Origin of the sequence: Shewanella sp. SR43-8 (assembly GCF_014163775.1) — a bacterium.
GTDB lineage: Bacteria > Pseudomonadota > Gammaproteobacteria > Enterobacterales > Shewanellaceae > Shewanella > Shewanella vesiculosa.
Genome location: NZ_JACJDX010000006.1, coordinates 13227 through 29153 on the forward strand (window position 1 = coordinate 13227; position 15927 = coordinate 29153).

Here is a 15927-nt window from a genome sequence, read left to right on the forward strand (position 1 = left end):
TTATCACGTATTATAAGTTTAGGTTACCTCAGCGTTAGTAAGGTTGTTATGCATATAGTGAGTATTATTTTCCCGTTAATGTTTATGGTCACCCTAGGCTATGGCTTAACCCGAGTGGGCTTTTTTACTCAAGAACATATTGCAGGCATCAGCAAATTCACTTTTTATGTCAGCATTCCGGCATTTTTATTTATCAATATGTTAGCTGCGCCACTGGCACAAAGTATTGATCCACTTGCGTTGCTGGCTTTTTATATACCGGTCGTGGTGGTATTTTCCATTGGTTATCAAATTAATCGATATTGTAGTCCCGTAGCGCAACAAAGCCGAGATGCCAGTGCCGTTTTTGCCCTAGGCAGCAGTTATTCTAATACTGTATTGGTCGGATTACCGATCATTACTGCCGCCTTGGGCGACACGATGATCGGGCAGGTATTTATGATCATTACTTTTCACAGTGCTACCTTGTTTGCGTTGACATTTATCTTAGCGGCACGCGCGCAAGAACAAGGCTTTTCGTGGCGTCGATTTACTCGCTCTATGCTACTCAATCCGGTGGTGATGAGCATTAGCTTGGGCATTTTAGCTAATGCGATAAGTATTAACTTGGGGGAACAGCTTAGTGCAGGGCTAGCATTACTCGCAAAACCGGCATTAGCCTGTGCATTATTTGTTCTAGGCGCTAATTTAAGTTTCTATCGGATTGGCGATCATTGGCGTTTAGCATTAGTGGCAAGTAGTTTGAAAATTATCTTGTTACCCGCATTAGTGTATGTGATGGCGCATTTTGTGTTTCAGTTAACATTACAAAATACGGCCATGTTAGTGTTACTTAGCGCCTCGCCATTAGGTGTTAATGCTTATTTAATTGCTACAGAGCTTAAACAGCATGAATCAACCTTGGGCAGCACAGTGGTATTATCGACCTTGTTATCTGTGCTGAGTTTCAGTCTATGGTTAACACTGTTAATTTAACCGTATTTATTTAATAAGACTTTTTACAATGCCATCCGCACTTGTGTGCTATGCACGACTCCCTGTTCTATACTTTTTACCCCAAAAAGAGATGCAGATGATAAATTTCAAGCAATAAAAAACCAGCAAATTTGCTGGTTTATTTGTTGCCCACATATAGACTATTCGTCAGCGTGATCACATGTGTCGTTGGTGCAACGACCATAAAGGTACAAGCTATGGTGAGTTAACTTGATGTTATGACGCATGGCGATTTCGTCTTGACGACGCTCAATTACATCATCAGAAAACTCAATGACTTTATCACAGGTCAGACAAACCAAATGGTCGTGGTGTTGTTGAGTCGATAATTCAAACACCGCTTTGCCACTTTCAAAATGATGACGATTAAGAATACCAGCATCATCAAACTGGTTTAATACTCTATACACAGTAGCAAGGCCAATTTCCTCACCAATTTCGAGTAACTTTTTGTATAAGTCTTCTGCACTGATATGCTGATTATTTGGTTCTTGCATCAGTTCTAGAATTTTAACTCGCGGCAGGGTTATTTTTAATCCGGCTTTTTTGAGCGCTTGATTTCCATCTGTCATTGCTAATCTCTTGATTGCAGAACCAATCGGTTCATCGGTGGATATTCTAATCATTATATGTCTTGAGTTTAAAAACATAAACCTCTTAAGGTGCTTAATCAACCTATATGGAGCATATTTAGCAAAACACTCGCTGAAGTTGATATTATTTGTTACTAATCTCTCAATAAACTTACTTATACTAAGGGATTATTGTGCCATTTGGCTAATTCGATATGATTATATTATCGATAAAATGGCTTTTTAGGCCGTCAAGTCACAACATTTTGAAACGTAAGGGCGTATTTTTGATATCGTATTGAAAGTATATGGCATTATATTTTACATCATCACACTAAAGGATAAACAATGTACCGGCAAATTGTAGTGCTAACCGGCGCGGGTATATCTGCTGAGTCGGGTATGAGCACATTTAGAGATCAGCATGGCTTATGGGAACAGCATCATATTGAAGATGTTGCCACTCCAGAAGGCTATGCCAGAGATATTGAACTCGTTGAGCGTTTTTATAATAGTCGCTGGCAACAATTACACAGTGATGATGTTGTTCCCAATGCTGCACATTTAGCATTAGCCAAGCTTGAGACCGAATTTACGGGTGAGTTGTTAGTTATAACCCAAAATGTTGATGATTTGCATGAGCGAGCAGGCTCTAAACGATTGCTGCATATGCACGGTGAACTTGCTAAAGGTCGCTGTCCACAATCATTACAAACATTTATTTTACGTGAGCCATTTGGCGCTGACAATTGCTGTACCTGTTGTATTCCTGGTAAGCGTTTAAGACCACATATTGTGTGGTTTGGCGAAATGCCCTTTGGTATGGATAGAATTCACGATGCCTTAGATAATTGTGATTTGTTTATAGCCATCGGCACCTCTGGTACCGTTTATCCTGCAGCCGGTTTTGTCGATAGCGCTAATCATCATGGTGCACAGACGGTAGAAGTTAATCTCGATCCTGCTGATCGCCACAGTCAGTTCCAATATCATTTTACCGGTAAAGCAGGTGATATTTTACCAAGTTTAGTGGCAGATATTTTAGCGGGTAAGGTGATTGGTAGTGAGTAAAGTGTTAGTTGATGGGACGAACAATGAGGTGATAGTGCCAAAGTTAGCCATTATCATGCGTGGCTTACCTGGTAGTGGTAAGTCTTATTGGGCTGAACAATTTATTATATCTCAAGGTATTGAGCAGGCGATTCATATTCGACAACACGGTTACTTTTCAACAGATCGCTATTTTTATTATCAAGGTGAATATCGCTTTAATCCGCAAAAAATTGCGCAGTATCATCAGGCTAATTTAACAGCATTTATCCAAGCATTAGCCCGAAGTGAACCGATTGTGATTTGCGATAATACCAATATTGCCAAGTGGGAATTTATGGCTTATGAGGCAGCGGCTAAAGCATTAGGTTATAAAGTTAATGTAGTATTAGTTGGACAACCTAAAGATGAGCCGCATCAACAGCTTTGTGCTCAACGAAACCAGCATCATGTTCCATTAATACAGATCCAAAAAATGGCCCAGTTGTTTGAAGAGTGGTGATTTGAACAATAATTGTCTGACAATACAGTTGATGCCATAACGTTATGCTTATATCTTGCAATGGTATTAAGAAAAAGGCGCATATAGCGCCTTTTTTATTGGATAATTATTACTTAGCAGCAACCGGCGTTGTTAGGTCTATGCTGTATATAGCAAATCCTGACACTACATCAGCTGTTTTAGGTAACTTGACCATTTTTCGTTGTTGGTTATCAGCAACGAACTTGTCGGCAACATCGCTGTCTTGAGTTTCAAAACGAATGTCTAATGCCACGGTGGCATTATCTATGGTTTTAAAGTCCCAGTTGTAATCAGCTGATGGATCAACCTTAGCATCATATCCGCCAGTAGCATTAGGCTTTGATTGCTCAGTAATATAAGCAGACAATGCATCACGGTTGGTATCAGGTAGCTCAAGTACTACATGATCAGAACCAGTACCTGCAAATGCCCCACCAAATGCACGGTAGTTATTTGATGCTACAACAAATGACATAGCAGCCAAATCATCACCGGTGATAACCTTTGAGTCTGCATCTGTATAAGCCAAGTCAACAATTCGATTTGCATCTGGGTTAACGACTTTGCAATCCCGATCAAACTTACTCGGTTGGGTCACATCAATTTTGTAAGTTAAACCATCAATTACGTCAAAGTTATAGGTTGGGTGGCCGGCGCGGTTAATCAAGTTTTGAGGAGCACTCAAGGTTGGATCAATTTGATTAAACTGATTTGCAGAGCATTCCAACCAGTCTTTTAACTCAGCCCCAGTCGCTTTAACTGCTACCATGGTATTTGGGTACAGATATAAGTCAGCGGCATTTTTATAAGATAAATTACCTTCATCAACCTGCACATACTGGCTAGCATCACCTTCAGCATAGCGTCCACCGGCTTTAAATGGTGCAGAAGCAGACAAAATAGGTAAATCTTTTAGATCATCGGTAATTAATGTTTTAACGCGGGCAATTTGGGCATCTGAAACAATTTGCACAGTTGGATCATCTTGGACCAGTGTTAAGAAACTGTACATATTGGCGGCAGCAACACCGATAGGTTGGCTGACGTATTCAATCGTACCTTGGTGTTCAATTTCAATCGCATCACGTAAGCTTGCTTCACCTTCAACCAAGGCAATTTTATTGGCATTGTCGTAAATAGGGCGTGCTTTAGCCGTTGATTCTTCATGGATTACGGTCCATTTACCTTCAACTTGACGCACCACTAAGTCAACAACGCCTAAGTTATCTCCCCAACGACCAGGCATCACTGCAGGGATACCATTTAATAAACCTTTTTCTACGTCGGTATTAGGTAAATCACTGTAGCTTGCAGCAGGGAATACCGAGTGGCTGTGACCAAAGAAGATAGCATCGATGCCAGCAACATTGGTGAGTGCATAAGTTGCGTTTTCAGCCCATGGATCACCAGGGTTTTCACTTGATCCAATTCCTGAATGCGGAATGGCTAAAATAATGTCAGCACCTTCAGCTTTCATTTGCGGAATAAATTTATTAGCCGCTTGAACTATGCCTAATACTTCAACTTTACCTTCTAAGTTAGCTTTATCCCATTGTAAAACCTGTGGTGGTACAAAACCGATATAGCCTATTTTTATGGTGTGCTCATTACCGTCGACATCAAGGACCACTTTGTCTTTAATAATATACGGTGTGAACATATTCTCATTAAATAATACATTATCCCAGCAGCCGTCTTTATCAGCACAAATGACATTTGAGTTAATATAAGGGAAGTTTGCACCGGATATAGATTGCTCAAGAAACGATAAACCGTAGTTAAATTCGTGGTTACCAATATTGCCGACTTCATAGTCTAAAGTATTCATTGCTTTGTAGACGGGATGGGTCTCGGTAAGCGTGTTACTGTCAGTTTTAAATCTATTGGCAATATAGTCTCCCATCGGACTACCTTGTAATAAATCGCCATTATCGACTAACACTGAGTTCGTTACTTCAGCGCGAGCGGCATTGATCAAACTGGCAGTACGTACAAGACCAATAGTCTTGTCTTCTTTACCTGAGTAGTAGTTATAATCCATCATATTAGTATGAAGATCAGTTGTTTCCATCACTCGTAAATTAATATCTGCAGCAACAGTACTTGTTTGGTCGTCGTTATTTGAGTTGCAACCGCCTAGTCCTAGTGCACCCGCGATAACGACAGCAAGTAGTTTTTTATTTAACATATTTTACTCTCTATTTTTATTTGACCCTGAGGTATATTTGTTATTTTTACCTCTTACGTAGTGTTAACTTCTTTTTATCTAATTGATAATAAGATGAAAATACAGCGGTGATTATAAGCATAGTAAATGAATAAATTGTGATACAAGGCTAAATAAAATCTATTCGTGAGTGAGATTGCGCAATTAATCATCATCAGAAATGATAACAGGCTACGCAATGTTAATGTACGGTGTCAATGTTAATAAGTGGTGTTATTTTTCTTCGGCAAAAATGTGGCGAAATAACGCAACGAATAATTGAGTATTTTATATTCGCCAGAATTTACGTAATATTGAATTGTTAAATTTAACTCGATAAGCTATTAAGGATAGAGTGCGATATATTGCTTTTGCTCGTCATCATCTAATTCGACGTTATAAATGATGGTTATAAACCAAACAAGTTTTGGTGCTGATTTTTTATTAGGTTAGTCATAAAAAAACCGAGCAATAAATATCATTACTCGGTTTATATTTCATCTTCCAATTAACTAAGATCGGTGATTATGTGCTCACGTTTTTATGGTGAGTTAATCACAGTAGTAATCAATCTATGGCTTCAGTATGACTTTTACTGTGGCATCAACATCAGCTTCATCAATGTAGCCAATGGCATTTGGATTGCTTGCAATCGCAGATTTCATTGCACCCGCACCAGAAACCGCTGGTGGTGGCGTACCTTTACCGGTAAAGACTTGCTTAGACCAAAATGCTTTGAGCTGTGCATCTGACTTACCGGTTACTGCTTGATGAAACTCACTGCGTACAGGATTGCCTTCTTCTAATTCGTAAACGACGACAGAAGAATCCCCTTTACCCAAAAACGCTTTTTTAACATCATTAATTGAAATATCTGCAGCAGCAGGATTGCCAATGACAACAACCGCTGCATTAGCTGAGGTAACGGCTGTTAAACTTAGCGCTAAAATAGTCAGTAACTTGTTCATTATCATACCCCTTAAAATACTGCGTCGAATTTAACGGTGTAAATCAAGGTGTCATCATAGGCAAACTTACCTGTTGATGCGTCGAAGCTGTTGGTATCTAATCCACCTGATGTATTGCCAAAGTCATCAGCGTAGGTGACATCAAATTTTATCGCGACATTATCAATTGCATCCCAACGTAAACCTAAGCTATAAGCCATACGCTCAGCATTGAATGCGATCATTTGTGTTGCCGCAGCAGTTGATAGCGGTAAACGATCTTCATTGTCTTGAGTTTTCGAGTAAGCAACGGTGACATAAGGCGTGAATGCCTTAATACGATAGCCTAAGGTCAAGTAACCTGAATCAATATCAGGGTAGGCATTATCAATTTCTGAACGAGTCCATTCAGATATTGCAATGACTTCACCGTTGTCATAACTGGCACCCACACCAACAAAAGAGCCTTTATCATCGTTAAGCTCTAACAGAGTATAGTTAGCTTGAGTATTCACCCCTGGCGCTAAAGGAACGGTTACTTCTGTCACAACGGGTCCGTCTAATTGGGCTTGTGCGTATACGGCACGTAAAGTCCATATTTCGTCGGTCCAACTCACGTTAGCACCCATAAGATTACTGAGTTCAACCGCTGTGTTTTTAACTTTTGATTCACCACCAAATGCTTGCATTGTTAGGGTTGAGTCATCATATTCAACATCATAAGATATACCAGCACCTGTGTAAGATGAAAACGGAATGGCACCGTAAACTTCTTGTGGTGGACGAGCAAAAGGCTGTGCATATCCTACATCGAGGTAATCAGAATACATGAACAAAGGTACACGCAGTTTACCGCCACGAACCTTGATACCGTTTTCAAAGCGGTGAGATAAATAAGCCCATTCAGCTTCAACTTCCCAGTCATATTTACCGCGCATCATTAACTGCAATACCGCTTGAGTGTTGTCAGAAATGTTGAAGGTACCTTGTAGACCTAATTTACTGTCTTCACTAAAGTCAGCGCTTGAGTCTGCACCGTTATAACCCGCATCATTATCAGAGCTAATATAGGCTCCGCTAATAAAGCCATTAAATTTGACCTTATCTGCTAAGCTGGCATTTTGTTGCGCCTGCAAGGTTTGTACTTGTTGCTCTAGTTTAGCAATTTTAGCATCAGCAGCTTCATCAGCTGTTGCCAGGCTAGGGACCATTGCCATCGATATCGCAACAGATAACACTTTTAAATTAAATTGCATGGTTTTACTCCTTGAACATCACTCATCAATACGCCATTAAGGCTTATATTTTTTGGTTTTTAATACTAGCAATGCAATCAATCTCAAACCTTAAATTGATTGGTAATTGATTGCAGTCTTTCGCTAATATTTTGAATATCAACACTGATACCTCCCATATCAGCAGTCGTTACTCTTACTTTTTGCGAACCGGTTTCCATTTCAGTTATATATTGCTGGATTAACACCGAAGTGGTGTGTTGTTCTTCTGTCGCAGTAGCAATTTGATCATTAACTTCAGAGATTGCACTGACTTTACCTGTGATACGTTGTAATGCTTCACCGGCTAAAGAGGTTGATTGCACCCCTTTGGCCGCTGTGTGAATACCGCGATCCATAGCGTCAACCGCTTGTTTAGAAGTAGAACGTAATTCTTGTAATACTTGCTGGATCTCTTGGGTCGACGTTTGTGTTCTAGAAGCCAATGTTCTGACTTCATCAGCTACTACCGCAAAACCACGACCATGTTCCCCCGCACGAGCGGCTTCAATTGCAGCGTTGAGAGCCAGTAAATTAGTTTGATCTGCAATACTGCGGATTGTGTCTAATATGTCATTAACATTATGGGTAAATGCGTCGAGTTGATTTACCACGACGGCTGTTTGCTGCACTTCGTCAGCCAAGGTGTTAATGGTAGAAACGGCATCATTAACTATGACAAGGCCTTGTTTTGCCTCTGTGTTGGCATCTTCAGCCTCTAATGCTGCACTGGATGCATACTCGGCAATGTGAGTCACACTAACAAACATCTCTTTCATCGCTTGTGATATCTGCTCAATAGCCTCATTTTGCTGCTTTACGTTGAGCTCACTGTATTGACTGCCGCTGAGTAAGGTTGCAGCTACTTCAGATAAGTTTTCTGTGGTGTTCTTTGTATCGGCAATAGACGATTGAAGTTTAGAGACAAATTGGTTAAACCAGTAAACAAGCTGTGCTATTTCGTCTTTGCCCGCATAGTGGATCCGTGCGCGAAGATCGCCTTCACCTTGTGAAATATTTCGCAAAGATTGAGTGACATTGTCTATGGTATTAATGATTGAGCGATTAACCAGTAATCCCATAATGATCATCAGTGCAGTAGCAATCACGCCAATAAGCAGAACACTATTTTCCGCATTTTTTGAACTGGTAATCGTCGTTTGAATACTTTGTTGAAATTGTTCTGCCAAAAGTGATTTTTTTTCAGCAAATTGTTTGACCAATGTTTGGTATCGCTTTGCATTTTCAGCAGCTTGCAGCTGTATTTTGCTAAAATCGACATCATCTTTGATAAACTCAGCGGCTAAACTGCTAGCATTATCATAGTAGATGTTCATATCGCGGTTCATTTTTTGCGCCGCAGCTGCCTCTGCTGGCAGTAGATCGATAAGTTGGCGTAAATTAGTTGAGATTTGCAATACCATGTTATTGGCCACATCTAACGCATCTTCTTCACCTGTAGTAATTGCTGATTGGATTGTTTGATCCAATTGTAATATTAAGCCTTGGTTGATCGTTGCAAGATTTAAGGCTGGATAAAGTTGATTTTGGAGCCCATTTAAGCGTTGTTCATTATTCTTACCTGTTTGATTATTGATGATAATCGAAATGACAAACGACACGATAGCGACAAAGGTGAGTAGGGCAATTCTATGTTTGATTTTTAAATTAATGAGTTGCATGAGGCCTTTTGTTAATTTAGTTAAGCTATAAAAAGATAATAACAACTTAGATTGTGACTTAGAAATATTAACGTTTGATTAACTCGAGATATATAATTATTAACAATAATAGCAGATGCAGCAAAGTGGTTCATTAATCTTAATAATATTTAAACAGTTTGAGGATTAGCATGAGTCTGACTAAATAACATTCAAGCTTATATTTAATTATTGCCATTGTTTATCCTGCAGAGCAGGGTATAGCTTTGCTGGCGAGTCGTTTCGAGTTTTACTGGACATGAGGTTTGGAATTTTTGAACAAATCTTGCTCACTAGTACAGTGGTAGAATATTAAGCGTAAAATTATAGTCGATATCAATGCATATCTTGGTATTAATTATATGTAATAGCGGCTTTAGATGGTGTAAAGCCGCTGCCTTTTTATACTTGCAGATTAACGCTCTAGTAGCCGATGGCGGCAGATCCTGCACGTCTTGGATCTGATGCGCCAAAAAGACCTTGTTCTGTCATCATTATTGATTGAGTACTGCCAATTGATTCTTGAATTTTGACTTTATGACCTTTAGCTTCAAGTAATGAAATCGTATCTTTATTCAAGGTGTGCTCTACCCAAATAAAATCCGGTAACCATTGATGATGAATACGTGCTGCTGCAGTGGCTTCGGCAATATTTAAATTATGATCAATAACATTCATAATAATTTGCAAAGTAATATTAATAATACGCGAGCCACCAGGGCTGCCGGTCACAATGAATGGTTTACCATCTTTCATTACAATGGTTGGACTCATTGAACTCAGAGGGCGCTTATTCCCTTGAACAGAGTTTGCTTCACCACCAATTAAACCATAACCGTTAGGTGTACCAGGTTTAACCGAAAAGTCATCCATTTCATTGTTTAATAAAATACCAGTGCCTTTAGCGACTAAGCCAGAACCATAACTGAAGTTAAGGGTGTAAGTGTTGGCAACTGCATTGCCCCATTTATCGATAACAGAGAAGTGGGTAGTTTGATCGCTCTCATATGGCGCCAATTCTCCTGGCAGTATTTCGCTGCTTGGGGTGGTTTTATTAATGGAGATCTTACTGGCAATACTCTTAGCATATTTTTTGCTGATCAATTGTTTAACCGGAACGTCAACAAAATCAGGGTCGCCTAAAAATTTACTCCGATCGGCATAAGCATATTTCATGGTTTCAGCCATAAGATGCAAGGTATCAGCGGTATTGTGACCTAATTTGTCAATTGGGAACTGCTCAAGCACATTCAGCATTTCGATAATATGAATGCCACCAGAAGAAGGCGGCGGCATTGATACCACTTCATAACCGCGATATTGACCACGAACCGGTTGGCGCTCAATCACTTTATAGTTTGCAAGATCGGTTAGGCTCATCACCCCACCAGCATTCTGGACCGCAGAAACAATTTTTTCAGCGGTTTCACCTTGATAAAACCCTTTACTGCCTTTCTCTGCTATTAACGATAACGATTGTGCTAATTCCGGTTGTTTGAATAACTCATTGACCTGATAATTACTGCCATCAGCATGATAGAAAACCTCTGCTGAACTTGGCCATTGTGTAATGCGCGATTTAAGGCCAGCAAGAGAGTTAGACAAATCTGAGGTGACTAAAATACCGTCTTTAGCCAGTTTAATAGCAGGTTTTATGACTTGTTCCATGCTCATGGTGCCATATTTTGTCAGGGCCAGTTCCATTCCCATGACGGTACCAGGAACGCCAACAGCTAAACCGTGCTCACGGCTGAGCTTATCGACAGCATTACCTTGTTCATCAAGAAAGATGTCTTTGTGTGCTTTAGCTGGCGCCGTTTCACGGTAATCGATAGCGATAGTTTTATGTTGCTCGGCTAAATGCACCAACATAAAACCACCGCCACCAACATTACCCGCGCGAGGTAATGTCACGGCAAGTGCATATGCTACCGCGACAGCAGCATCGACCGCATTACCGCCTTGTTTTAAGATATCTACGCCAATTTTACTTGCTAATGCTTCTTGGCTTGAAACCATGCCATGCTTAGCATAGATTGGCTGAGCCGTTGCCATTTCACTAAAAATTGAGGCTTCGTTTGCTTGGCTGTTAGCAATGTGAATGGCGGGATAACAAAGTGTTAGTGTTAAGGCTGAGCTCAACAGAAGCGGTGTTAATTTAGGGAATAGTGTCACGATTAATCCTTGGCGTGAATGGAAAAGATATTGTGATAGAACATGCCACATGATAACAATAATTGGTATGTGTTTTAACTTTACAACGTTAATTATTATAGGGTAGGTGTGGGTGGAACAAGCACAAAAGCAAAGTTATCAATATAAATTTGTTAATAGTATTAATACTATAGATCCTTCTGTATGGAATGAAATGTTTGGGGTGTCTCATCCTTTTACCCGTCATGAATATTTATCCGCACTCGAAATGAGCGGTTGTGTTAGTGCTGAAACGGGCTGGACTCCCATGCATCTTGTGGTGATGGATATTGATAATGTTATCGCCTTAATGCCTTTGTATCTTAAAACGCATTCTTGGGGCGAGTATGTGTTCGACTGGGCTTGGGCAGAGGCTTATGAGCGTAATCACATTGAATACTATCCTAAACTTGTCGCGAGTATTCCTTTTACGCCTACCACTGGTCAGCGTATAGGTTTTAGTGCTGCTTTGTCTATCACGGCACAGCAAGCTTTAATCGAGAGCATTCAGCACTTCTTGTCGCAGACTGTCATTGAGCATAACTGGTCATCTTGGCATTGTTTATTTATCCATGAGGCGCAACAGCATCAGTTTTCTCAGGCAGATGTTATGCAACGCTTGGGGTGCCAGTTTCATTGGCACAACCAAGGTTATGCTGATTTTAATGATTTTATTGCCAGATTAACGTCACGTAAACGTAAAAACATCATCAAAGAGCGAACCATAGCAAGACAACAGCTACAATTTAGTTTTATTGATGGTGATAAGGCCAATCCTGAACTGTGGCAGGGTTTTGTTCGCTGTTATCAAAATACCTATTTAAAACGTTCCGGTCACACAGGGTATTTATCACCTGCCTTTTTCGAACAAATAGCAGTAACGATGGGCGCGTCGATACGCTTATTGATTATTGAAGATGTTGATGGAAATCTAGTGGCATCGGCGCTGTACTTCGTGTCAGATACACACTTATTTGGCCGCTATTGGGGAGCATTAACTGAATGTGATGGATTGCATTTTGAGGCCTGTTACTATCAAGGTATTGAGTTTGCCATTGCCAATCAATTAATGGTATTTGATGCTGGCGCCCAAGGTGAACATAAAGTTATGCGAGGATTTCGTCCGGTCAAAACTTTCTCAAGTCATTTTATTGCTCATGAAGGTTTTAATGATGCGATTGGTCATTTTTGTCAGCAAGAACGCGCGCACATTGACATCTACATGCAACAAATGTGCGAACAACTGCCGTATAAGGCAATAGAATAATAGACATATCGGTAGTGAAATGGCTAAGTCAGTGGGATTGTGTGGTTAGCCTAATGCTAACCATATACCAACAACGATCATTAAACTCCCTGCAATACGGTTCATCCAACGAATATTATCGCCGCGGCTTAAGAATAAACGTAAGCTTTTACCACCACTGGCATAAGCCAACATAGAGACACTTTCAGTGATCATGATAATCCCGAGTAACACCGCAAGTTGTGGGCCAACGGCATAATCGACATTAATAAACGGTGGCAATAGTGAAATCATAAAGGCCCAACCTTTAGGGTTCGCAATGGCGGTGATAAAACCTTGACTGATTAAACTGACTCGGTTGGTTTTCACATCAAGGCCAGTAATGATGGCCATTCTGCCTTTGGCGCGCCACATATTAATCCCAATATAAGCCAGGTAGGCGCCACCCACCCACTTAAGGATATCGAACACTTGTGGGTAATTTAACATGATGCTGGCCACCCCAAGTACTGCAGCAATGGCGACCAATGCCACGCCCACTAATTCACCGAGCATCATCCATAATGTTTTACGCACACCAATGCTCATGCCGAGGGTCATGGCTAATGTCATGCACATCCCAGGGGTGATAGACACAAAAAAGAATGTAGGGATAAAAACCGCAAGAACAGCATAATCTGGCATGGGTAACGTCTTTGGTTAGCAATATGGATGGCAGAGTGTAATGGCCTAAAATGATAAAAACCAGCACTTTGCTGGTTTTTATGTATCACTTAGTGTCTATAAAATTACAGCACACCACGTTTCATTTGATCACGTTCAATGGATTCAAATAATGCGGTAAAGTTACCCTCGCCAAAGCCAAGGTTATTTTTACGCTGAATGATCTCAATGAAGATTGGCCCAAATAAATTTTTGGTGAAAATTTGCAGTAAATAACCGTCATCATCACCATCAACCAAAATCTGGTGATGCTTGATCCGATCGTGATCTTCCGTGACCTGTGGCAACTTATCGAAAATAGTGTCGTAATATTCAGGAATAATATCCAGAGTCTTAATTGAAGTGCCTTCCATTGCATCTAATGAAGCAACAATATCACGGCTTCTAAATGCTAGATGTTGCACACCTGGGCCATTGTATTCACCCAAGTATTCATCAATCTGGTTTTTGTCGTTGCCTTTACCTTCGTTAATCGGAATGCAGAAGCTGCCATCTGGAGAACGCAAAGCATAAGACACTAGAGCCGTTTGCGCGCCACTAATATCAAAGTAACGCACTTCGGTAAAACCAAAGATATCTTTATAAAAGTTAGCCCATTTTTCCATAGTGCCTTTGTAGACATTATTGGTTAAATGGTCGACTTCCATAAAGCCTTTTTCTGGTGTGACGATAGGCTGCTCTAAATCAACAAAGTCAGTTTGATAAATATTGTTTTGTTCGCCAAAGATATCAATAAAATAAATTAAGCTATCGCCAATGCCATAAATAGCCGGATACGGCATGTCTTTGTTGGCATCATCTGCCGGTTTTGCACCCCGAGCGACTGCTTCGGTATATGCAAAATTAGCATCTTCAACCCGCCAACCCATTGAACAAATAGCTGGGCCGTGTGATTTAGCAAAGTCTGCAGAAAAGCCTGCGCGGCCTTTATTCAACAAAAAGTTAATGTCGTTTTGTTTGTAATAAACGATGTCGTTATTTTTGGCTTTTTTTAACATTGAAAAACCGAAATCAATAAACACTTGATGCATATATTCGGTATCTGGACTGGCAAATTCGGTGAATTCAATGCCTAACAGGCCCAGTGGGTTTAGTTCGCTTGCCATTTTTTTTTCCTTTATTTTATGTCAACACCATCACTCTTAGATGACTTAGGATTGATATAAATGTGGTCTTAGTTTTCTAACCAAGAGCGATTGTAATCATCACTCATGCAATTTTTTACATGAGCGGTTAAATTCAGTGGGGCGAAGGTATCGACCATCACCGCGTATTCGTAAGTTTCAGTTTTGCCGATAGAGGCTTCGGTCCGTCCAGGTTGCGGGCCGTGGGGGACACCTTTTTGATGTAAGGTCATGTAGCCGGCTTCAATACCGGTACGGCTCATAAAATCACCGTCGACGTAATACAGCACTTCATCGCTATCGATATTGTTGTGGTAATAAGGCGCCGGAATTGATCTAGGGTGGAAATCATATGGCCGTGGCACAAAGTTACAAATTACAAAATTGTGTGCAGTAAACACTAAATGTTCAGATGGTGGTAAATGAATTTTGCCAACTTTAGGGGCATATTCACTGATGTTAAATGCCCATGGATAGACACAACCATCCCAACCTACTAAGTCAAATGGATGCCATTGAAGTGTCATCTGCTGATAGCGATCGCCAAACTTACACATTAACGGGAACTCGCCTTTTTCGACCACAGCCTCGGTTAAGGTAGGGGTTCGAATATCACGTTCGCAATAAGGAGCGGACTCGAGCATTTGGCCATATTCATTTCTAAAATGCTTAGGCACCTCTATCATTGACGAGGATTCAATCACAAACAAACGTACATCATGATAATCGTTAAATTTTAGCTGGTAGGTGGTTCCGCGCGGAATAATTAAATAATCCCACTTCTGAGTATTGATAACACCATACTCACTTAATAGTTGCCCTTCACCTTGGTGAATAAACACCACTTCATCGGCATAAGCATTGCGATAAAACTCATTTGTGTCTTCAGTTACTTTAGCCGTGTACATGGCGACATCATTATTGAAAAATATTTTATTGCGGGCACTAAAGAAATTGCCTTGGCAGTCGGATTGGCGCGAGTCTAACTTGTAATTTTGAATGAGCGGATCTTGCCATTGTTCGCCATGTGACAGAGCGTAAGGTTTAACATCGATCGCTTTGGTTGGCATATTATGATGATATTTATTCGAATAGATATTTGAAAAGCCATGGGTCGAAAATAATTCTTCACGGTACAACTCACCATTATCTTTTTCGAAGGCAATGTGACGTTTGGTCGGGATCTGACCTTGCTTAACATAGAATGGCATGTGATTGTCCTATGGTGAATCGACTGCGAGTGTCGTGGCGTTTATGTTATTTATTGTTATGGCCTAATCTCATTGGCTAAACCAATATGTGATCTAACTAACAATTTAGTGGTAAAGATCAACAAAAAAAAGAATAATAAATAACTCAACTCAATCGACTTT

13 protein-coding genes are annotated in these 15927 nt (G+C 40.3%); 4 read left to right on the forward strand and 9 right to left on the reverse strand.

The window, feature by feature from the left end:
- Window positions 1-48 precede the first annotated feature (48 nt).
- Window positions 49-975, forward strand: a complete 927-nt coding sequence (locus tag H5114_RS08835) for an AEC family transporter (protein ID WP_182722739.1) — start codon at window positions 49-51, stop codon at window positions 973-975.
- Window positions 976-1136: 161 nt separating this feature from the next.
- On the opposite strand, the gene fur is transcribed toward H5114_RS08835, so the two are convergent.
- Window positions 1137-1568: a ferric iron uptake transcriptional regulator gene (gene fur, locus H5114_RS08840; RefSeq protein WP_124015998.1), complete on the reverse strand. Its 432-nt coding sequence runs from the start codon at window positions 1566-1568 to the stop codon at window positions 1137-1139.
- 348 nt (window positions 1569-1916) lie between these two features.
- Here fur and cobB point away from each other — a divergent pair, with 348 nt between their 5' ends.
- Window positions 1917-2639 (forward strand): Sir2 family NAD+-dependent deacetylase, encoded by a 723-nt coding sequence (gene cobB / locus H5114_RS08845; RefSeq protein ID WP_182722740.1) that lies wholly within the window; start codon window positions 1917-1919, stop codon window positions 2637-2639.
- Window positions 2640-2670: 31 nt separating this feature from the next.
- The gene (locus tag H5114_RS08850) at window positions 2671-3120 is read left to right on the forward strand and encodes an ATP-binding protein (RefSeq protein ID WP_182722829.1); all 450 of its coding nucleotides are present in this window, start codon (window positions 2671-2673) and stop codon (window positions 3118-3120) included.
- A 109-nt stretch (window positions 3121-3229) separates the two neighbouring features.
- Here H5114_RS08850 and H5114_RS08855 read toward each other — a convergent pair whose 3' ends face one another.
- The 5 genes from H5114_RS08855 to ggt all read right to left on the reverse strand — a co-directional run bounded on the left by H5114_RS08855 (window position 3230) and on the right by ggt (window position 11443).
- Entirely contained in the window at window positions 3230-5329 is a 2100-nt protein-coding gene (locus tag H5114_RS08855; protein WP_182722741.1) for a bifunctional 2',3'-cyclic-nucleotide 2'-phosphodiesterase/3'-nucleotidase, read from the reverse strand.
- Window positions 5330-5919: 590 nt separating this feature from the next.
- Window positions 5920-6315 carry a phosphate ABC transporter substrate-binding protein gene (locus H5114_RS08860; RefSeq protein ID WP_182722742.1) on the reverse strand — a complete coding sequence of 132 codons (396 nt, stop codon included), beginning with the start codon at window positions 6313-6315 and terminating at the stop codon, window positions 5920-5922.
- Between the two features lie 11 nt (window positions 6316-6326).
- On the reverse strand, window positions 6327-7550 hold the full coding sequence (locus H5114_RS08865) for a hypothetical protein (RefSeq protein WP_182722743.1): 1224 nt from the start codon (window positions 7548-7550) through the stop codon (window positions 6327-6329).
- Between the two features lie 83 nt (window positions 7551-7633).
- Complete coding sequence (locus H5114_RS08870) at window positions 7634-9250, reverse strand: methyl-accepting chemotaxis protein (protein WP_182722744.1); 1617 nt, start codon at window positions 9248-9250, stop codon at window positions 7634-7636.
- Window positions 9251-9691: 441 nt separating this feature from the next.
- A complete protein-coding gene (ggt, locus tag H5114_RS08875; protein WP_182722745.1) occupies window positions 9692-11443 on the reverse strand; it encodes a gamma-glutamyltransferase in 1752 nt (583 codons plus the stop codon).
- A 112-nt stretch (window positions 11444-11555) separates the two neighbouring features.
- Between ggt and H5114_RS08880 the strand changes: the two genes are divergently transcribed.
- Window positions 11556-12728 (forward strand): GNAT family N-acetyltransferase, encoded by a 1173-nt coding sequence (locus H5114_RS08880; RefSeq protein WP_182722746.1) that lies wholly within the window; start codon window positions 11556-11558, stop codon window positions 12726-12728.
- Window positions 12729-12773: 45 nt separating this feature from the next.
- Here H5114_RS08880 and H5114_RS08885 read toward each other — a convergent pair whose 3' ends face one another.
- The 3 genes from H5114_RS08885 to H5114_RS08895 all read right to left on the reverse strand — a co-directional run bounded on the left by H5114_RS08885 (window position 12774) and on the right by H5114_RS08895 (window position 15765).
- A complete protein-coding gene (locus tag H5114_RS08885; protein ID WP_124015822.1) occupies window positions 12774-13391 on the reverse strand; it encodes a LysE family translocator in 618 nt (205 codons plus the stop codon).
- A gap of 104 nt (window positions 13392-13495) precedes the next feature.
- On the reverse strand, window positions 13496-14536 hold the full coding sequence (gene hppD, locus H5114_RS08890) for a 4-hydroxyphenylpyruvate dioxygenase (RefSeq protein ID WP_124015823.1): 1041 nt from the start codon (window positions 14534-14536) through the stop codon (window positions 13496-13498).
- Window positions 14537-14604: 68 nt separating this feature from the next.
- Complete coding sequence (locus H5114_RS08895) at window positions 14605-15765, reverse strand: homogentisate 1,2-dioxygenase (protein ID WP_182722747.1); 1161 nt, start codon at window positions 15763-15765, stop codon at window positions 14605-14607.
- Between the last annotated feature and the right edge of the window lie 162 nt (window positions 15766-15927).

Bases quoted from the DNA above. Each gene is read 5' to 3' on its own strand.
- H5114_RS08835 (WP_182722739.1), top strand. From the start codon at position 49: ATGCATATAGTGAGTATTATTTTCCCGTTAATGTTTATGGTCACCCTA.
- fur (WP_124015998.1), bottom strand. From the start codon at position 1,568: ATGACAGATGGAAATCAAGCGCTCAAAAAAGCCGGATTAAAAATAACC.
- cobB (WP_182722740.1), top strand. From the start codon at position 1,917: ATGTACCGGCAAATTGTAGTGCTAACCGGCGCGGGTATATCTGCTGAG.
- H5114_RS08855 (WP_182722741.1), bottom strand. From the start codon at position 5,329: ATGTTAAATAAAAAACTACTTGCTGTCGTTATCGCGGGTGCACTAGGA.
- H5114_RS08860 (WP_182722742.1), bottom strand. From the start codon at position 6,315: ATGAACAAGTTACTGACTATTTTAGCGCTAAGTTTAACAGCCGTTACC.
- H5114_RS08865 (WP_182722743.1), bottom strand. From the start codon at position 7,550: ATGCAATTTAATTTAAAAGTGTTATCTGTTGCGATATCGATGGCAATG.
- H5114_RS08870 (WP_182722744.1), bottom strand. From the start codon at position 9,250: ATGCAACTCATTAATTTAAAAATCAAACATAGAATTGCCCTACTCACC.
- H5114_RS08885 (WP_124015822.1), bottom strand. From the start codon at position 13,391: ATGCCAGATTATGCTGTTCTTGCGGTTTTTATCCCTACATTCTTTTTT.
- hppD (WP_124015823.1), bottom strand. From the start codon at position 14,536: ATGGCAAGCGAACTAAACCCACTGGGCCTGTTAGGCATTGAATTCACC.
- H5114_RS08895 (WP_182722747.1), bottom strand. From the start codon at position 15,765: ATGCCATTCTATGTTAAGCAAGGTCAGATCCCGACCAAACGTCACATT.